General features: G+C 70.7%; 22 protein-coding genes. 12 read left to right on the forward strand and 10 right to left on the reverse strand.

Features of this window, described 5'->3' with window-relative positions; all coding sequences use genetic code 11:
* Positions 1-179: 179 nt before the first annotated feature.
* From AB3X10_RS17860 to ppk2, 4 genes are all read left to right on the forward strand, one after another.
* Positions 180-347: a hypothetical protein gene (locus tag AB3X10_RS17860; RefSeq protein WP_369976750.1), complete on the forward strand. Its 168-nt coding sequence runs from the start codon at positions 180-182 to the stop codon at positions 345-347.
* 148 nt (positions 348-495) lie between these two features.
* On the forward strand, positions 496-1,014 hold the full coding sequence (gene moaB, locus AB3X10_RS17865; protein ID WP_053841088.1) for a molybdenum cofactor biosynthesis protein B: 519 nt from the start codon (positions 496-498) through the stop codon (positions 1,012-1,014).
* Between the two features lie 13 nt (positions 1,015-1,027).
* Positions 1,028-1,366, forward strand: a complete 339-nt coding sequence (locus AB3X10_RS17870) for a helix-turn-helix domain-containing protein (RefSeq protein WP_309922055.1) — start codon at positions 1,028-1,030, stop codon at positions 1,364-1,366.
* Positions 1,363-2,139, forward strand: a complete 777-nt coding sequence (ppk2, locus tag AB3X10_RS17875) for a polyphosphate kinase 2 (RefSeq protein WP_369976753.1) — start codon at positions 1,363-1,365, stop codon at positions 2,137-2,139. Before AB3X10_RS17870 ends, ppk2 begins: the two co-directional genes overlap by 4 nt.
* 217 nt (positions 2,140-2,356) lie before the next feature.
* Here ppk2 and AB3X10_RS17880 read toward each other — a convergent pair whose 3' ends face one another.
* From AB3X10_RS17880 to AB3X10_RS17890, 3 genes are read right to left on the reverse strand one after another with little or no spacing between them, the layout of a single operon-like run.
* Entirely contained in the window at positions 2,357-2,623 is a 267-nt protein-coding gene (locus AB3X10_RS17880) for an acylphosphatase (RefSeq protein WP_369976755.1), read from the reverse strand.
* Positions 2,623-3,258, reverse strand: a complete 636-nt coding sequence (locus AB3X10_RS17885) for a TlpA family protein disulfide reductase (RefSeq protein ID WP_369976756.1) — start codon at positions 3,256-3,258, stop codon at positions 2,623-2,625. The genes AB3X10_RS17880 and AB3X10_RS17885 overlap by 1 nt, the downstream gene beginning before the upstream one ends.
* Positions 3,255-4,529: a YihY family inner membrane protein gene (locus tag AB3X10_RS17890; protein ID WP_369976758.1), complete on the reverse strand. Its 1,275-nt coding sequence runs from the start codon at positions 4,527-4,529 to the stop codon at positions 3,255-3,257. The genes AB3X10_RS17885 and AB3X10_RS17890 overlap by 4 nt, the downstream gene beginning before the upstream one ends.
* Positions 4,530-4,609: 80 nt before the next feature.
* On the opposite strand from AB3X10_RS17890, the gene wrbA reads away from it, so the two are divergent.
* The 4 genes from wrbA (at position 4,610) to ybaK (ending at position 6,617) form a co-directional block, all read left to right on the forward strand.
* On the forward strand, positions 4,610-5,206 hold the full coding sequence (wrbA, locus tag AB3X10_RS17895; RefSeq protein ID WP_003472251.1) for an NAD(P)H:quinone oxidoreductase: 597 nt from the start codon (positions 4,610-4,612) through the stop codon (positions 5,204-5,206).
* Positions 5,203-5,571 (forward strand): DUF2069 domain-containing protein, encoded by a 369-nt coding sequence (locus AB3X10_RS17900; RefSeq protein WP_369976759.1) that lies wholly within the window; start codon positions 5,203-5,205, stop codon positions 5,569-5,571. The genes wrbA and AB3X10_RS17900 overlap by 4 nt, the downstream gene beginning before the upstream one ends.
* An 80-nt stretch (positions 5,572-5,651) precedes the next feature.
* Entirely contained in the window at positions 5,652-6,137 is a 486-nt protein-coding gene (locus AB3X10_RS17905; protein ID WP_369976761.1) for an asparaginase domain-containing protein, read from the forward strand.
* A 6-nt stretch (positions 6,138-6,143) separates the two neighbouring features.
* Entirely contained in the window at positions 6,144-6,617 is a 474-nt protein-coding gene (gene ybaK / locus AB3X10_RS17910; RefSeq protein WP_369976762.1) for a Cys-tRNA(Pro) deacylase, read from the forward strand.
* A 6-nt stretch (positions 6,618-6,623) separates the two neighbouring features.
* Here ybaK and AB3X10_RS17915 read toward each other — a convergent pair whose 3' ends face one another.
* The 4 genes from AB3X10_RS17915 to sufT form a co-directional block, all read right to left on the reverse strand.
* A complete protein-coding gene (locus AB3X10_RS17915; protein WP_369976764.1) occupies positions 6,624-6,989 on the reverse strand; it encodes a PPC domain-containing protein in 366 nt (121 codons plus the stop codon).
* Positions 6,990-7,062: 73 nt separating this feature from the next.
* A complete protein-coding gene (locus AB3X10_RS17920) occupies positions 7,063-8,823 on the reverse strand; it encodes a S8 family peptidase (RefSeq protein WP_369976766.1) in 1,761 nt (586 codons plus the stop codon).
* A gap of 757 nt (positions 8,824-9,580) precedes the next feature.
* Positions 9,581-10,648: a branched-chain amino acid aminotransferase gene (locus AB3X10_RS17925; RefSeq protein ID WP_369981881.1), complete on the reverse strand. Its 1,068-nt coding sequence runs from the start codon at positions 10,646-10,648 to the stop codon at positions 9,581-9,583.
* Positions 10,649-10,782: 134 nt separating this feature from the next.
* Positions 10,783-11,334, reverse strand: coding sequence for a putative Fe-S cluster assembly protein SufT (gene sufT / locus AB3X10_RS17930; RefSeq protein WP_184411756.1), 552 nt, complete (start codon positions 11,332-11,334; stop codon positions 10,783-10,785).
* A 106-nt stretch (positions 11,335-11,440) separates the two neighbouring features.
* On the opposite strand from sufT, the gene AB3X10_RS17935 reads away from it, so the two are divergent.
* A complete protein-coding gene (locus AB3X10_RS17935; RefSeq protein WP_145705665.1) occupies positions 11,441-11,860 on the forward strand; it encodes a hypothetical protein in 420 nt (139 codons plus the stop codon).
* A 131-nt stretch (positions 11,861-11,991) separates the two neighbouring features.
* On the opposite strand, the gene AB3X10_RS17940 is transcribed toward AB3X10_RS17935, so the two are convergent.
* Genes AB3X10_RS17940 through AB3X10_RS17950 form a run of 3 tightly spaced genes read right to left on the reverse strand, consistent with a single transcriptional unit; the run spans position 11,992 to position 14,230 of the window.
* Positions 11,992-13,440 carry an NAD(P)(+) transhydrogenase (Re/Si-specific) subunit beta gene (locus tag AB3X10_RS17940; RefSeq protein WP_369976767.1) on the reverse strand — a complete coding sequence of 483 codons (1,449 nt, stop codon included), beginning with the start codon at positions 13,438-13,440 and terminating at the stop codon, positions 11,992-11,994.
* Positions 13,437-13,934, reverse strand: coding sequence for a hypothetical protein (locus AB3X10_RS17945; protein WP_369976769.1), 498 nt, complete (start codon positions 13,932-13,934; stop codon positions 13,437-13,439). Before AB3X10_RS17945 ends, AB3X10_RS17940 begins: the two co-directional genes overlap by 4 nt.
* Complete coding sequence (locus tag AB3X10_RS17950; protein ID WP_228319229.1) at positions 13,931-14,230, reverse strand: NAD(P) transhydrogenase subunit alpha; 300 nt, start codon at positions 14,228-14,230, stop codon at positions 13,931-13,933. The genes AB3X10_RS17945 and AB3X10_RS17950 overlap by 4 nt, the downstream gene beginning before the upstream one ends.
* Positions 14,231-14,401: 171 nt before the next feature.
* Between AB3X10_RS17950 and AB3X10_RS17955 the strand changes: the two genes are divergently transcribed.
* The 3 genes from AB3X10_RS17955 to AB3X10_RS17965 are packed head-to-tail and all read left to right on the forward strand — an operon-like array spanning position 14,402 to position 15,857.
* On the forward strand, positions 14,402-14,983 hold the full coding sequence (locus AB3X10_RS17955) for an RNA polymerase sigma factor (protein ID WP_369976772.1): 582 nt from the start codon (positions 14,402-14,404) through the stop codon (positions 14,981-14,983).
* A gap of 38 nt (positions 14,984-15,021) precedes the next feature.
* Positions 15,022-15,375 (forward strand): hypothetical protein, encoded by a 354-nt coding sequence (locus AB3X10_RS17960; RefSeq protein WP_369981883.1) that lies wholly within the window; start codon positions 15,022-15,024, stop codon positions 15,373-15,375.
* 5 nt (positions 15,376-15,380) lie between these two features.
* Complete coding sequence (locus AB3X10_RS17965; RefSeq protein ID WP_369976774.1) at positions 15,381-15,857, forward strand: DUF3106 domain-containing protein; 477 nt, start codon at positions 15,381-15,383, stop codon at positions 15,855-15,857.
* Positions 15,858-15,983: the final 126 nt, after the last annotated feature.

A 15,983-nucleotide genomic window follows, 5' to 3' on the forward strand; every position in this document is an offset into this window, starting at 1 on the left:
GCCTCGTCCCGATCCAACGACCGGGGCAGCCGTCCTGCCATGCAGGATCCATCGTTCGCGTACCGGGAGGTAAGCAATGGCTATCGAAGTCTTGGTCGGCATTCCACGCAATGCCGAAACCGCCACAATCAGGCAAACCACCGCGGTGCGGATGACCGGAACGTCGGCCAGCACCGACTGTGTTCCTGCGCGTGGACCCGACCGGTCTCGCGGAAAAGAACACCACCTTCCTGCATGTCCGCAGCAACGATCCGTGGATCCACGTGGACGGTGCAGACAGGCTGCAGTTCATGATCGGCCAGCGCCAGGTCGCCGTGAACATCCTCAGCCTGTCGCGTCTCAAATAGGCCCGCGGCGTCTACGTCTTCGCTACCGGCAAGACGGGAGCGGAGGCGCCAGCCGCTCCATTCAGGAGTGCGGTGGTCGCCGCCAACGCCGCCGTACGGCACACCAATCCCACTGTACGCCGGCCGGGCGAGCCGCTAGGCTGCCGGCATGAGCGCCAAAGCCGATTTCATTGCATTGAACCTGTGCGTGCTGACCGTGTCGGACACGCGCAGCCTGGCCGAGGACAGTTCGGGCGACTACCTGGTGTCGGTACTCGGCGAGGCCGGCCATCGCCTGTACGCGCGCGAGCTGCTGCCCGACGACCGCTACCGGATGCGCGCGGTGGTGTCGGCGTGGATCGCCGACCCGCAGGTGGACGGCATCCTGGTCACCGGCGGCACCGGCTTCACCGGCCGCGACTCCACCCCCGAAGCGCTGCTGCCGCTGCTGGACAAGCAGATGCCCGGCTTCGGCGAGCTGTTCCGTGCGATCAGCTTCGAGGAGATCGGCACCTCCTCGTTGCAGTCGCGCGCCTTCGCCGGCCTGGCCAACGCCACCTTCGTGTTCTGCCTGCCCGGCTCGACCTCGGCCTGCCGCACCGCCTGGGAAAGGATCGTCGCCGCGCAACTCGACGCGCGCACGCGGCCGTGCAACCTGGCCACGCTGCGCCCACGCCTGAAGGAATGACCTGGAACCGCGCATGCCCCTGGACACTACCCTGCGCCTGCTGGCCAAGGCCAGCGGCATGACCGCGGCGGACATCGCCGCCGCCATCCCGCGCGCCGGCGCGGCCACGGTCAAGGCCTGGCTGGCCGGCGAAAAGATGCCCGGCCGCGACCAGCTCAACGCACTGGCGCGCGCCTTCGGCGTCCCCGCCGGCGCGCTGCTCGGCGAACTGGCCAGCCAGCTGGACCCGGCCCGCACCCGCGGCGAACACGATCTGCTGCAGGCCTACCGCGCCCTGGACAGCCGCCAACAGGGCGCGCTGCTGGAAGTGGCGCGGAGCATGGCCGGCACCCGCGCGAGGCGCAGCAAATGAGCAAGCTCAAACGCAAGCAGTACCAGGCGCTGATGCAGCCGTTGCAACTGGAGCTGGTGGCGCTGGCGCAAGCGCTGCAGCACAGCGGCGAACGCGTGCTGGTGCTGTTCGAAGGCCGCGACACCGCCGGCAAGGGCGGCGCGATCCAGGCCATCGCCGAACACCTCAACCCACGCCAGTGCCGGGTGGTGGCGCTGCCCAAGCCGACCGACCGCGAAAGCACGCAGTGGTATTTCCAGCGCCACGTCGCGCACCTGCCGGCCGCCGGCGAGATCGTGCTGATGGACCGCAGCTGGTACAACCGCGCCGGCGTGGAACGGGTCATGGGCTATTGCGACGATGCGCAGTACCACGCCTTCCTGCACCAGGCGCCGCTGTTCGAGCGCTTGCTGGTCGACGACGGCATCCGCCTGTTCAAGTACTGGCTGTGCGTGGACCAGGACCAGCAGGAGAAGCGCTTCGCCGAGCGCCTGCACGATCCGCTGAAGGGCTGGAAGCTGTCGCCGGTGGACCTGCAGTCGCGCGCCCAGTACGCCGACTACACCCGCGCCCGCGAAGCGATGCTGGAAGCCACCCACAGCGAACACGCGCCGTGGACGCTGGTCGATTTCAACGACCAGAAGCGCGGCCGCCTGACCCTGATCCGGCACCTGCTCGACCAGTTGCCGGACGCGCCGCTGCAGGAACCGGAGTTGGAACTGCCGCCGCTGCGGCACAAGCCGCGCAAGGAAAAGTTCGGCGTGTTGCAGCCGATCGCGTCGTATCCGGGGTGAAGCGGGGATTGGGGACTCGGGACTCGATGATGCGGCCCGCAACCGACGCTGCAATGGCTTTCTGCAGGAGCGGCTTCAGCCGCGACCGGACGTTTCCGCAAAGACGCGGCCGGATTGAAAACGCCTTCTGCAGCGGCATGCGGTCGTGCGCGCTACCGGCAAGGCCGCGTCGGGACTGAAGTCCCTCCCACAGCGAGCCGCCAAGGATTCCGGGGCGTCAGCCTATCGCGAAGCCCGCCGCCACCGGCGCCGGCCAGGGTTCGCGCAGCAGCTGTTCGACCCGCGCCGCCGGCGGTCCATGCTGCAGCCACTCGGCCAGCGCCTCCAGCGCCGCGGCCTCGCCGCAGGCGACGACCTCGACGCGGCCGTCGGCCAGGTTCAGCGCGCGCCCGTCCAGCCCCAGCGCCAGCGCGCGTTCGCGGGTGGAGGCGCGGAAATACACGCCCTGCACCCGGCCGGAGACCAGGAAGCGCGCCGCCGCCATCAGCCCGCGGCCTTCGCCTGGCCGGCCAACTTGCCGCCCGCCGCGGCGATCGCCGCCTCGATGTCGTGCGCGTTGACCGGCCCCAGGAACTGCTTGGCGACCTTGCCGTCGGGCGCGATCAGGTAGGTCATCGGCAGCCCGCGCGGGGTGGCGAAATCGGCCGGCGGGGCGTAGGTGTCCAGGATCGCCACCGGGTAGGCCACCGGATGCTCCTTCAGGAACGCCTGCATCTCCGCCGGTTCGATGTCCTCGTAGGCCAGGCCCACCACTTCGATGTTGTCGCGCATCACGTGCAAGGCCGACAGTTCCGGCATTTCCTTCAGGCACGGCGCGCACCAGGTGGCCCAGAAGTTCACCACCACCCACTGCCCGCGATGCGCGGCCAGGTCGTAGTCGCTGCCGTCCACCGCCTTCACCTTCAGCGTCGGCTGCGGCTTGGTTTCCTGCACGACCTGCGCGCCTGCGCCAGCGGCGGACGCGGTCGGCGCCGCGGGTGCGGCAGGCGCGGTCGGGACAGCAGGTGCGGCCGGAGCCGGCGCACCCGGCGCGGCGCCGTCGGCGGGCGCGGGATGCCGGTCGCAGCCGGCCAGCAACGTGGCGGCGGCGAACAGGGGGAACAGGATGCGCGGGGTCATGCGAGGTCTCCGATATCGGTGTAGAGGTCGCCGACGCGACGTTTCAGCACGTCGCGCAACGGCATGCGCAATTCGTCCAGCGCGCGCCACGCCGCCTGGCCCAGCGCGTCGTCGCGGCACGGCAGGTAGGCTTCGGCGATGGGGATGCGCAGCTGGCAGTTTTCGTAGAGTTCGGTCAGCGGCACGTCGGCCAGGTCGCGCGCCAGCAGCCATTCGCCGTGCTCGGCGCGGCTGAGCAGGCGGCTGCGCTCCAGCTCGCACAGCAGTTCCTGCACCAGCGAATCGGTCAGCATCGGCTCCAGTTCCAGGATCCGGTCCTCGTGCAGGCCGTGGCCGTCCTTGCGCGCCTGCGCGAAGCGCCCGAGCAGGCGCAGCAGGCCGTAGATCTCGTAGCCGGCCGGCAGCCGCATCGACACCGGCTGGTAGCGGAACGCGGCGATCGAGGACGCCAGCGAGGCGCCGAGCAGGATCGCGATCCAGCTCAGATAGATCCACAGCAGGAAGATCGGCACGAACGCGACCGTGCCGTAGATGCGCTGGTAGGACTGGAAGCTGCCCAGGTACAGGCTCAGCCCCCACTTCACCAGTTCCAGCAGGGCCACCGCCAGCAGCGCGCCGGGCACCGCGTGGCGCAGCTTGACCGTGTGGTGCGGCACCACCCGGTACACCAGCACGATGCAGGCGAACTCGATCAGCACCGGCGCCAGGCCCAGCACCGTCTGCGCCAGCAGCCGGCCTTCGCTGGTGCGGAACAGCGGCAGCGCGAAGAACCGCGCCGACGCCGACAGCGACGCCGCGGCCAGCAACGCGCCCAGGGTCAGCACCGTCCAGTACACCAGGAAGCGGGTCAGCCGCGGCCGCGCCGAGACCACCCGCCAGATCCGGTTGAAGGTCTGCTCGACGCTGTTCAAGGTGATCAGCAGCGACACCATCAGCGCGATCGTGCCGGCGCTGGTCAGCTGCCCGGCGCTGGCCGAGAACTGGCGCAGATAGGCTTCCACCGAACGCGCCGCGGCCGGCACGAAGTTGGAGAAGATGTAGTCGCTGAGCTGGTCGCTCCACTTGTCGAACACCGGGAACGCCGACAGCACGCCGAACACCACCATCGCCAGCGGCACCAGCGCGAAGATCGTGGTGTAGGCCAGCGAGGCGGCGGCCTGGAACAGGCGGTCGTCGAGGAAGCGCCGCCACAGGAAACCGGCGAAGCTGCGCATCCGCGCGCGGTCGCGCACCCGCTCCGTCCAAAGGTTGACCGTGTCCAAAGGCTGCATCGGGCAAGGGTACCCGATGCGCGCGGACGCCGGCATCGCCGATACTGGCCGCCGTTCTGGTGCAAGCAAGCGAGGGCCGCATGGCCGAGATCCTGGTCCTGTACTACAGCCGCGGCGGTTCGGTGGCACGGCTGGCGCGGCAGATCGCGCGCGGCGTCGGCGAGGTGCCCGGCATGGCCGCGCGCCTGCGCACGGTGCCGCCGGTGGCCGCGGTCACCCAGGCCAGCGCGCCGCCGGTGCCCGACAGCGGTGCGCCGTACGTGGACGCCAGCGACCTGCGCGACTGCGTCGGCCTGGCCCTGGGCAGCCCGACCCGCTTCGGCAACATGGCCGCGCCGGTCAAGCACTTCATCGACGGGCTCGGCGCCGAATGGGCCAGCGCCACCCTGGCCGGCAAGCCGGCGGCGGTGTTCACCTCCACCGCCTCGCTGCACGGCGGCCAGGAAGCCACGCTGCTGTCGATGCACCTGCCGCTGCTGCACCACGGCTGCGTGATCGTCGGCATTCCCTATACCGAGCCGCTGCTCAGCAGCACGCGCAGCGGCGGCACCCCGTACGGCGCCAGCCACGTCGCCGGCGCCGACGACGACCCGCAGCCCAGCGAGGAAGAGGCGCAGCTGGCGCGCGCGCTGGGGCGGCGCCTGGCGGGCATCGCGCAACGCCTGGCGGCGCCATGAGCACCGCCCGCCTGCGTCACGCGCTGGCCGCCACGCTGCTGGTGCTGGCGCTGCTGTACGCGGCCTGGTTCCACGACGATCGCCACCGCCTCGCCGCGCTGCTGGTGTTCGCGCTGCCGCCGCTGCTGCTGGCGATCGGGGTGCTGCGCGGCTCGGCCGTGGCGCGCTTCTGGGCCGGCGTGTTCGGGCTGTTCTGGTTCAGCCACGGCGTCATGGCCGCCTGGAGCCATCCGCCGCAGCGCGCCTACGCCTGGGCCGAACTGCTGCTGGCGCTGCTGGCGATCGGGCTGTCCAGCGCGCCGGGACTGCGCGCGCGCTTCGCACGCAAGCGCGGCGCGGCGCCGCCCGGCAACGACGCGCCCTGAGCGGCCGGCGCCGGCCTGCCGGGTATCATGGCCGCCTTGCCGCGGCCAGCGCGGCGCCCGTCATGCTCTAGGAACCGGCAATGGAAGAACTCCTGATCGTCACCACCGGCGGCACGATCGACAAGATCTACTTCGACGACAAGTCCGACTACCAGATCGGCGATCCGCAGATCGGCCAGATCCTCAAGGAACTGGGCGTGACCTTCCGCTTTACCGTGATCCCGATCATCCGCAAGGACTCGCTGCACATCACCGACGAAGACCGCGAGCTGATCCGCGCCACCGTCGCCGCGCAGTCCGCGCGCCACGTGCTGATCACCCACGGCACCGATTCGATGGTGCAGACCGGCAAGGTCCTGCAGAGCATCGCCGACAAGACCATCGTGATGACCGGCGCGCTGAACCCGGCGCGCTTCCGCGGCTCCGATGCGGAATTCAACATCGGCTGCGCGGTCGGCGCGGTGCAATCGCTGCCGGCCGGTGTCTACATCGCCATGAACGGGCAGATCTGGGACCCGCAGAAGGTGCGCAAGAACGTGGCCGCGAACCGCTTCGAACCCGCCTGAGCCGCCATGTCCAAGGCCACCCGCGCGACCCGGGCACTGGATGCGGCCGGCGTCGCCTATCGCCTGCATCCCTACGACTACGCGGCCGAGGCCGGCGCCAAGGGCCTGCAGGCGGCGCAGGCGCTCGGCCTGCCGCCGGCGCGGGTGCTGAAGAGCCTGATGGCCTGGGTCGACGATCGCGCGGTGTGCGTGGTGGTGCCCTCCGATCGCCGCGTGCAGCTGAAGAAGCTGGCCGCGGCCGCGGCCGGCAAATCGGCGCGGATGATGGAGGTGGCCGAGGCCGAACGCCGCACCGGCTACAAGGTCGGCGGCATCAGCCCGCTGGGCCAGCAGCGGCAGGCGCCGGTGCTGGTCGAGCAGGCGGCGCTCGGCCCGGGCAGCGTCTGGTTCAACGCCGGGCAGCGCGGGCTGCTGCTGGAAATCGACGCCGAGCGCGTGCTGGACGTGCTGCAGGCCCGCGCCTGCGACCTGTGCGAATGACGCTACTCAATAGCTGGCGGTCACGCCGCCCCCGGTCACCGCGGTGACCGCCTTCACCCGCACGTAGTAGGTCCCCGCGGGCAGGGTGAGGGTGCAGCTCTCGGCATTGGCCGCCGCGATCGACCTGCAGCCATAGACGGTGTCGGTCGGCAGTGCGCCGCCGCGCAGGTACAGGTCGGCATTGCCGATAGCGCCGGCCAGGGCCAGCTTCAGCCAGGGCGTGCCGGCCGGCACCGTGATCTGGCAGATCAGCGATGTCCCCGCCTTGAGCGCCAGGCTGCCGAGCGGTACGCGGCGGACCAGGCGCCGCCCAAACAAAAACCCCGCGCCGGGGCGCGGGGTTGTCGTCTTTGCAACGTCCAGGGCGTCCATGCCCTGCCGCTTCGTGCAGCGGCCGATGCCTGCGCGGCGGCGCCGTCCAGGCGCACGCCGCGCAGCGGGCGGATCACCAGTTCGCGGTCAGGGTGACGCCCGAGAACGTGCTGTACGCCTTGAGCCGCACGTAGTAGGTGCCGGCGCTGGGCGAGTTGAAGGTGCAGGTCTCGTTGTTGCCGTTGAGGTAGGGGCGGCAACCGTAGGTGCTGTCGGTCGGCGCGCTGCCCTGGCGCACGTACAGGTCCGCATCGCCGCTGCCGCCGGAGATGGTCACGGTCAGCGAACTGACCCCGGACGGCACGGTCACGGTGTAGTTCAGCTCCGAGCCGGTGCTGGCGCCCAGCCCGGTGACCGGCACGCCGTCCTGCAGCGTGTTGCCGGTCGGCGGGTTGGTGGTGCCGCCGCCGAGCGCGGCGGTCACCGCGGCGTTGGCGTCGAGCAGGCCGGCGCCGCAGCCCTGCGAGCAGGAGAAGCTGGCCGCGGTGCTCTTGATGGTGCTCTCCACCTGCGCCGGGGTCAGCGGGGTCGGCGCGACCGACTGCATCAGCGCGACCACGCCGGCCACGTGCGGCGTCGCCATCGAGGTGCCGTTGTAGGACGCGTAGCTCGCGTTGCCCGGGGTGGTGGTGCCGTCGTTGAGCGTGGACAGGATGCTCGAACCCGGCGCGGAGATGTCGATGCCGGTGCCGTAGTTCGAGTAGCTGGCCTTGGCGCGCGAGGAGGTGGTCGCGGCCACCGCGATCACGTTGGCGCAGTTGGCCGGCACCGAGCCGGAGACGTTGGCGGCGCTGTTGCCGGCCGCCACCACCACGGTGGTGCCGCGGTTGACCGCGCCGTTGATCGCGTTCTGGTAGGTGGTCGAGCAGGTGCCGCTGCCGCCCAGCGACATGTTGATCACTTCGGCCGGGGTGGTGTTGGTCGGCACGCCGCTGACGGTGCCGCCGGACGCCCAGGTGATCGCGTCGGCGATGTCGGAGGTGTAGCCGCCGCACTTGCCGAGCACGCGCACCGGCAGGATCTTGGCGTTGAACGCGGTACCGGCCACGCCGGTGCTGTTGTTGGTCACCGCGGCGATGGTGCCGGCCACGTGGGTGCCGTGCCAGCTGGAATTGGACGCCGGCGAGCCGGAATAGCACTCGTTGGCCGCGGCCCAGTCGCCTTCGTCGGCCGGGTTGCTGTCGCGGCCGTTGCCGTCGCGCGCGTCGGCCGCGACGCTGATGAAATCGTAGCCGGGCAGGACGTTGGCGTTGAGGTCGGGGTGGCTGGTGATGCCGGTGTCGATCACCGCCACGACCACGCCGGTGCCGGTGGCCTGGTCCCAGGCCGGGCGCACGTTGATGCCCGCGGTGGTGGTGCCGAAGGCCCACTGGTTGGACAGGCTGGGATCGTTCGGGGTCAGCGCGATGGTCATGCGCTGGTCGACTTCGACGTACTCGACGTTCGGGTCGGCGGCCAGCTGGCGCATCAGGGTCTCGGCCTCGGCATGGTCGAGCGGCCGGTTGGACTGGATCACTTCCGGGCCGACCGCCAGGCGGCGCAGGCTGGTGAGCCCCAGCGCGCGGCCGTTCTTGGCCGGCATCGCCGCGGCGACCGACTGCAGCGTCGCGCGCAGCGACGACGATGTGGCGGCAGACGCACTGGCGACGCCCACCGGAGCGGCATCGCGGGTCTTGACGATGAAGCGCTGCACGGTGGGCTCGGCGGACAGGCCGGAGAGGTTGACGTCGCCGGCGAACGCCGGCGTCGCCAGCAACAGCGAAGTCAATGCGGACGCTCCAAGCACGACCAGCCAAGGACGCTGGCGCGAACCACGTTGCGAAATTTCGGACATTCGGAACTTCCTTTTCGTTGATTGCCACCTGACGGCGATTTTCGCGCTGCGGATTGCCTAAACAGGCGCTGAATCCAGATGCGGCGCGATCCCAGGCCGGCCCCCTGTTGCCAGCCGTTCATCCGACGCTATCCCAATACAGCCGCGTATGGACGAGGTATTTATCGTCCAAAACTCATAAGCGTGACGGTTGTCAACATATGTGCCGGCATCCCTTGCGCTTTTCGCGACACGGCAGCGCCCTGCCTGGCTCGTCGAGACAGTCCCGGGACATTTTTGCGCGGCGCCGCGCGGCCATGCGCGAGAAGGAGGGCGATCTGCCCTGCCAGATCACGGCGAAGCCAGCCTCGGCTGGATGGGTCGACTGCTGCGCGATGCGGCAGCGCCGGGTCGTGGCGGCCATGCGCAAGCCTGCGGCGACATGCTGGCGGAAGACAGGCGCAGGCCAAAGGCGGCGTCACCCTGCGTGCAGGGCGCCAGACAGCGGACGCGCGCTGCGACTTCCGGGCCAACACGTGTCTCTGACGCAAGCGAACGGGCGTACAGCGTACGCAAGGCGCAGGCAGCCCAAGAAACGGACAAGGGCCGCGGCCCTGCGCGTCCCGGGCCGCAGCCCCGCATGGCCCGGCGGCTGGGCCTGCCCGCCCCAACCCGGCTTCGGAGTGGACGGCCTCCGCTCAGAAGCGACGCGCTGGGCGCGGCCCACGCCACGCCCAGCGCGACACCCGCACTACGGCGGGCGAAGCACTCCGGGGACTCAGCCCAACCGCACCAGCCAGCCGTGGCGGTCGGCCGCGCGGCCGTACTGGATGTCGGTCAGTTCCTGACGCAGCGACAGGGTCACCGGGCCGGCCGGCGCGGCCAGGTCGCCGACGGCGAAATCCTTGCCCTTCAACTGCCCGATCGGGGTCACCACCGCGGCGGTGCCGCAGGCGAAGACCTCGGCGATCGCGCCGGAGGCCACGCCTTCGCGCCATTCGTCGATGGTCACCTGGCGCTCGACCACCTGCATGCCGCGATCGCGCGCCAGCTGCAGAATGCTGTCGCGGGTGATGCCCTCGAGGATGCTGCCGGACAGCGCCGGGGTGACCAGGCTGCCGTCGCGCATCACCAGGAACACGTTCATGCCGCCCAGCTCTTCCAGGTACTTGCCCTCGACCGGGTCCAGGAACAGCACCTGCGAGCAGCCCTGCGCCTGCGCCTGCTGCTGCGGCAGCAAGGAGGCGGCGTAGTTGCCGCCGCACTTGGCCGCGCCGGTGCCCCCCTTGGCCGCACGCGCGTAGTCGGTGGACAGCCAGATCGCCACCGGCGCCACGCCCTTGGCGAAGTAGGCGCCGGCCGGACTGGCGATGACGTAGTAGCCGGCCTTCTGCGCCGCGCGCACGCCCAGGAAGGCCTCGTTGGCGATCATGAACGGACGGAAGTACAGGCTGGTCTCCGGCGCCGACGGCACCCACGCGGCATCGACCGCGATCAGCTGGCGCAGCGATTCGACGAACAGCTCCACCGGCAGCTCCGGCAGCGCCAGGCGCTGCGCCGAGCGCTGCAGGCGCTTGCCGTTGGCCTCCGGGCGGAAGGTCCAGATCGAGCCGTCGGCATGCCGGTAGGCCTTGATGCCCTCGAAGATCTCCTGGCCGTAGTGCAGCACCGAGGCGGCCGGATCCAGCGCCAGCGGGCCGTAGGCGCGCACCTGGGCGTCGTGCCAGCCCTGCTCGCGGTCCCACTCGATGGCGACCATGTGGTCGGTGAAATAGTTGCCGAAGCCCGGCGCGGCGAGGATCTGCGCACGCTGCTCGGCGCTGCGCGCGGTGGTGGACGGGATCAGGCGGAACTGCGAAGACGGCTCGGTAGCGGACACCGGGGTTTCCTGTGGTAGTCGAGGGACGGCCGTGCCGCCGCGTCATCCGGACGCGGCGGCGGCGCCTGCTCCCGGCCCCGGCTCGGCGCGTTGCGCGCGGGTCAGAGCATGCCGGTTTCCAGGCGCGCGGCCTCGGACATCATATGCCGGCCCCACGGCGGATCGAACACCAGCTCGACATCGGCCTCGGCGATGGTCGGGATCAGCTCCAGCTTGCTGCGCACGTCGTCGACCAGGATCTCGCCCATGCCGCAGCCCGGCGCGGTCAGCGTCATCTTCACCTCGACCGTGCGCTGGCCGTCGTCGCGATGCTGCACGCCGACTTCGTAGACCAGGCCCAGGTCGACGATGTTGAACGGGATCTCCGGATCGAAGCAGGTGCGCAGCTGCTGCCAGATCAGCGCCTCGACCTGCTCGTCGCTGGCGTCCTCGGGCAGGTCCAGGCCCGGCGGCGGCTCCTTGCCGATCGCGTCGCCGTCCTTGCCGGCGATGCGGAACAGGTTGCCCTCCACGAACACCGTATAGCTGCCGCCCAGCGCCTGGGTGATGTAGCCGTAGCTGCCGGCCGGCAGGGTCACCGCGTCGCCCTGCGGCACCATCACCGCCGCGCAATCGCGTTCGAATTGGACAGGTTCGCTGCTGCGTGAGTACATGGGGGCGATATGGGGGCAGGCCCCGCGGGTGCAAGTCGCCCAGTTTATCCGAGTGCGCGGGGAACGCGGCGGAGGGTATCCTGTACGGATTCTCCGGGAACATCGCATGCCGCCCTCTTCCACGCCGGCCAGGACCTCGCACTGGCTATGGCCCTTGCTGCTGTGCCTGGGCTGCTTCACCGCGCTGATCGCCTGGATCCTGGTCGCGCTGAGCCTGGGACACCAGTCCGGCTGGATGGCGGTGCTGGTGGCGCTGGAGATCGCGTGGATGCTGCGCCTGGGCACGCTGCCGCGCGGCCGGCTGCGCATCGCCGTGGCGGTGCTCGCCACCGCGCTGGTCATCGTCGCCGCCAACTGGGGCATCGCCGCCGCGCACATGGGCGGGGCGCTGGGCCTGAACGTGTGGGATTCGTCGCTGAAGCTGGGCGGGCGCTACGCGTGGACGCTGACCGTGCTGGCCAACCGCCCCGGCGACGTGCTGTGGCTGGGCATCGGCCTGGTCGTGGCCTACTTCAGCGCGCGCTGATGGCGGCGGTCGCGGCTGAAGCCGCTCCTACAGTGCTCCAGCGAGTCCTGTAGGAGCGGCTTCAGCCGCGACCACCCGCCGCGACCGATGCATCGCTCGCGCACCCCGCCGTGCCGCTTGCCCGCGCCGGCTCAATGCCCGCCGTCGAGCGCCTTGAGTTCGCTGACCAGCGCGCCGGCCGCCTCGGCGCCGTCGCCGTACAGCATGCGCGTGTTGTCGGCGTAGAACAGCGCGTTCTCGATGCCGGCGAAACCGGTGCCCTTGCCGCGCTTGATCACGATGACGTTCCTGGAATTGACCACGTCCAGGATCGGCATGCCGTAGATCGGGCTGGCCGGATCGGTCTTGGCGACCGGGTTGACCACGTCGTTGGCGCCGATCACCAGCGACACGTCGGTGCTGGGGAACTCGGGATTGATGTCGTCCATGTCGGCGATCAGGTCGTAGGGCACACCGGCCTCGGCCAGCAGCACGTTCATGTGCCCGGGCATGCGCCCGGCCACCGGGTGGATCGCGAACTTGACCTTGACCCCGCGCTCGATCAGCCGCTGCGCCAGCTCCCAGATCTTGTGCTGCGCCTGCGCCACCGCCATGCCGTAGCCGGGCACGATCACCACGCGCTCGGCGTAGGCCATCATCGCCGCCACGTCGCCGGCCTCGATCGGCTTCTGTGCGCCGCTGATCTCCTGCGCCTGGCCGCCGCCGCCGAAGTTGGAGAACAGCACGCCGCTGATCGGCCGGTTCATCGCCTTGGCCATCAGCCGGGTCAGCAGGATGCCGGCCGCGCCGACCATCATGCCGGCGATGATCAGCGCCTCGTTGCCCAGCACGTAGCCCTCGAAGGCCACCGCCAGGCCGGTGAAGGCGTTGTACAGCGAGATCACCACCGGCATGTCGGCACCGCCGATCGGCAGCGTCATCAGCACGCCCAGCGCCAGCGCCACCGCGAAGAAGGCCACGATCGCCACCGGGCTGAGGCCGATCGCGGCCCAGGCGCCCAGGCCCAGCATCGCCACGAACACCAGCAGGTTGAACGCCTGCTGCCCGGGGAAGGTGACGCGCTTGTCCAGCCGCCCGTCGAGCTTGGCCCAGGCGATGACCGAGCCGGACAGCGAGACCGCGCCGATCGCCGAGCCGACGATGGCCAGCGCCAGCGTGGTCGCGTCGGGCTGGCGCGCGGCCAGCGCGGCGATCGCGCTGTCGCTCCAGTGCGAGGTGTCGCGGTGCGCCAGGAACGAGAAGCGCAGCAGCTCCACCGCGCCGATCGCCGCGGCCGAGCCGCCGCCCATGCCGTTGTACAGCGCGACCATCTGCGGCATGTCGGTGATGGCGACCTTCTTGGCCGAGATCCAGGCCGCGCCGGTACCGATCACGATCGCCAGCAGGATCAGGGTCAGGTTGTGCAGGCCGGGCAGCAGGAACGTCGCCGCGGTGGCCAGCAACATGCCGAACCCGGCCCAGTGGATGCCGCTGCGCGCGGTCTTGGGCGAGGCCATGCGCTGCAGGCCGAGCAGGAACAAGGTGGCGGCCACCAGGTAGCTGGCCTTCACCAGCCAGGACAGGGCGTCGGCGGTGCTCATGCGTGCTCCCCCGCCAGCGGCGCCGCGGCATCGGGCCGGCGATCCAGGCGATGGTGTTCGAACATCTCCAGCGCGGTCTTCAACAGTCCCACCATGCCCAGGCCGAACGCGACCAGGCCCAGCGACAGCTGGTTCAGCGCGGTGGAACTGGCCAGGTAGGCGCCGACCAGCCCGATCGCGATCGGCAGCAGCGCCTCGACCGAGAGCAGCCACAGCATCAGCCGGCCTTTGCGCGGGTCCTGCCAGACCCTGTGCGAGATCTTGTTCTGGGTGCGGGTGGGATCCTGCAGCGAGGACAGGCCCACGCCCACGCCGGCGTACAGCAAGGCGTAGTTCCAGTCGTCGAACATGCCGACCATGCCGGCGAACAGCGGCTTGGCGGCGTAGACCGCGGCCGCGACCATCGCCGGATACTGCAGGTAGCTGAGCATCTGGAACCAGGCCCTGGGACCCTGCGGGCGCGCCGCGACCAGCGCCGGCTGCGCGGCGGTCATGGCGAGTCCCCGGGCTTCTTGGAACTCTTGAACATTTCCAGCATGCGCTCGGTGACCACGTAACCGCCGGCGGCGTTGCCGGCGCCGAGCAGCACCGCGAGGAAGCCGACCGCCTTCTCCAGCGTGGTGTCGGCGTGGCCGAGCACCACCATCGCGCCGATCAGCACGATGCCGTGGATGAAGTTGGAACCGGACATCAGCGGGGTGTGCAGGATCACCGGCACCCGCGAGATGATCACATGCCCGGCGATGGCCGCCAGCATGAAGATGTACAAGGCCACGAAACCGTCGCTCATTCCGCTTCTCCCGGGCGCCGCGCCCGACCGTCGCAATCATAACCGGGTGCTGAATCGGTGGGCGATGGCTGCCGATCGGCGGCGTCCAGTGGCGACCGCCCCCCCCGGACCGGTCAACCGCGACGGCGGCAATGCGTTATCCACGGTATCCCCGCGCCAGGAAGCTAAGCTGTGCTGGTGAGCACGCCCGCCCTCGACCCCCCATCGACCGACGCCGACCGCGACGACGCCCCGCGCCCGCTGCCGGTATCGCTAGACGCGTTCCTGGCGGAGATCGGCCCGCGCGCGTTCCGCTTCGCCGAAGCCGGCCTGCGCCAGCGCGAGGATGCGCTGGATGCGGTGCAGGACGCGATGATCAAGCTGCTCGCCTACCGCGAGCGGCCGGCGCAGGAATGGACGCCGCTGTTCTGGAGCATCCTGCGCCGGCGCATCATCGACCTGCAGCGCCGCCGCGGCTTCCGCCTGCGCTTCTGGGCGCCGGCCAGCGAACGCAGCGAGGACAGCCAGCCGGACTGGGCCGACGACGGCCCCAGCCCGGCGCAGCGCCACGAGCAGCGGCAGACCCATGCGCGGCTGGTGGCGGCATTGCGCGCGCTGCCGGCGCGGCAGCGCGAAGCCTTCACCCTGCGCGTGCTCGAGGAGCTGGACGTGGCCACCACCGCACGCGCGATGGGCTGCTCCGAAGGCTCGGTCAAGACCCACCTGTCGCGCGCGCGCGACGCGTTGCAGAAACATCTGGAGGACGTGCGGTGAAACCCGACAGCACCCATTCGGCCGCGTTCGACGCGCAGATGCGCCGCGCGCACCAGGCCTCGCTGCAGGCGCTGCCGGCGCCGACCCTGGCGCGGCTGCGCGCCGCCCGCCACGCCGCCAGCCGCAGCCACGCGGTCCCGGCACGACGCTGGGGCTGGCTGCTGGCCGCGGCGCCGGCGCTGCTCGGCGCCGCGTTCGGCATGCACCTGTTGCTGCGCCCGGCGCTGCCCGGCTCGGCCCCCGCGGCGAACGTGGCCGGCGTTTCCGCCGCCGCGGTGCCCGCCAGCGGGGCGGCGCAGGCCGACGGCGACGACGCCGTGGCCGGCCTGCTCGAAGAAAACCCCGACCTGTACCTGTGGCTGGGCTCCGATACCTCGCTGGCGATGGAATGACCCCGATGAACCGCCTGATCCGCATGTCCCTGGCGCTGGCCTTGCTGGCCGGCACCGCCCCGCTGGCGGCCTTCGCCGCGCCGCCACCGCCACCGCCGGAGAGCGACGCCGATGCGGGTCCGCCGCTGCCGGACTGGGAGCACCTGAGCGCGCAGCAGCGCGAGCTGCTGATCGCACCGATGCGCCAGCGCTGGAACGATGCGCCGCAGCAGCGGCGCAGGATGTTCGAGCACGCGCAGCGCTGGCAGAGCATGACCCCCGATCAGCGCGAACGCGCGCGCAAGGGCGCACGCCGCTACGAGAACATGAGCCCGCAACAGCGCGAAGAAGCGCGCGTGCTGTTCGAACGCATGCGCGCCTTGCCGCCGGATCAGCGCAAGGCGCTGCGCGATCGCTGGGAAGCGATGACCCCGCAGCAGCGCGACGCCTGGATCAAGGCCAACGCCGGCGCGGACACCCGGCCTTCGCCTGATTCCAGGTGATCGTCGTGCAGGCGCGCCGGGGCGACCGCAGCGCTTTTTCCAGGCGTTTGCAGGCTGTCGCCGCGACCGCTGGATGATCCCGGGCATCGATCGCGACAAGAGCGGCCGATCGAACAGAGGCCCTTG

Origin of the sequence: Xanthomonas sp. DAR 80977 (assembly GCF_041240605.1) — a bacterium.
Taxonomy (GTDB): Bacteria; Pseudomonadota; Gammaproteobacteria; order Xanthomonadales; family Xanthomonadaceae; genus Xanthomonas_A; species Xanthomonas_A bundabergensis.

What these genes read in the sequence shown, in the direction of transcription:
- AB3X10_RS17965 (WP_369976774.1), top strand. Translation starts at nt 15,381, where the DNA reads ATGAACCGCCTGATCCGCATGTCCCTGGCGCTGGCCTTGCTGGCCGGC.
- ppk2 (WP_369976753.1), top strand. Translation starts at nt 1,363, where the DNA reads ATGAGCAAGCTCAAACGCAAGCAGTACCAGGCGCTGATGCAGCCGTTG.
- AB3X10_RS17885 (WP_369976756.1), bottom strand. Translation starts at nt 3,258, where the DNA reads ATGACCCCGCGCATCCTGTTCCCCCTGTTCGCCGCCGCCACGTTGCTG.
- AB3X10_RS17935 (WP_145705665.1), top strand. Translation starts at nt 11,441, where the DNA reads ATGCCGCCCTCTTCCACGCCGGCCAGGACCTCGCACTGGCTATGGCCC.
- AB3X10_RS17900 (WP_369976759.1), top strand. Translation starts at nt 5,203, where the DNA reads ATGAGCACCGCCCGCCTGCGTCACGCGCTGGCCGCCACGCTGCTGGTG.
- AB3X10_RS17945 (WP_369976769.1), bottom strand. Translation starts at nt 13,934, where the DNA reads ATGACCGCCGCGCAGCCGGCGCTGGTCGCGGCGCGCCCGCAGGGTCCC.
- AB3X10_RS17890 (WP_369976758.1), bottom strand. Translation starts at nt 4,529, where the DNA reads ATGCAGCCTTTGGACACGGTCAACCTTTGGACGGAGCGGGTGCGCGAC.
- ybaK (WP_369976762.1), top strand. Translation starts at nt 6,144, where the DNA reads ATGTCCAAGGCCACCCGCGCGACCCGGGCACTGGATGCGGCCGGCGTC.
- moaB (WP_053841088.1), top strand. Translation starts at nt 496, where the DNA reads ATGAGCGCCAAAGCCGATTTCATTGCATTGAACCTGTGCGTGCTGACC.
- AB3X10_RS17940 (WP_369976767.1), bottom strand. Translation starts at nt 13,440, where the DNA reads ATGAGCACCGCCGACGCCCTGTCCTGGCTGGTGAAGGCCAGCTACCTG.
- AB3X10_RS17950 (WP_228319229.1), bottom strand. Translation starts at nt 14,230, where the DNA reads ATGAGCGACGGTTTCGTGGCCTTGTACATCTTCATGCTGGCGGCCATC.
- AB3X10_RS17915 (WP_369976764.1), bottom strand. Translation starts at nt 6,989, where the DNA reads ATGGACGCCCTGGACGTTGCAAAGACGACAACCCCGCGCCCCGGCGCG.
- wrbA (WP_003472251.1), top strand. Translation starts at nt 4,610, where the DNA reads ATGGCCGAGATCCTGGTCCTGTACTACAGCCGCGGCGGTTCGGTGGCA.
- sufT (WP_184411756.1), bottom strand. Translation starts at nt 11,334, where the DNA reads ATGTACTCACGCAGCAGCGAACCTGTCCAATTCGAACGCGATTGCGCG.
- AB3X10_RS17920 (WP_369976766.1), bottom strand. Translation starts at nt 8,823, where the DNA reads ATGTCCGAAATTTCGCAACGTGGTTCGCGCCAGCGTCCTTGGCTGGTC.
- AB3X10_RS17880 (WP_369976755.1), bottom strand. Translation starts at nt 2,623, where the DNA reads ATGGCGGCGGCGCGCTTCCTGGTCTCCGGCCGGGTGCAGGGCGTGTAT.
- AB3X10_RS17960 (WP_369981883.1), top strand. Translation starts at nt 15,022, where the DNA reads ATGCGCCGCGCGCACCAGGCCTCGCTGCAGGCGCTGCCGGCGCCGACC.
- AB3X10_RS17870 (WP_309922055.1), top strand. Translation starts at nt 1,028, where the DNA reads ATGCCCCTGGACACTACCCTGCGCCTGCTGGCCAAGGCCAGCGGCATG.
- AB3X10_RS17905 (WP_369976761.1), top strand. Translation starts at nt 5,652, where the DNA reads ATGGAAGAACTCCTGATCGTCACCACCGGCGGCACGATCGACAAGATC.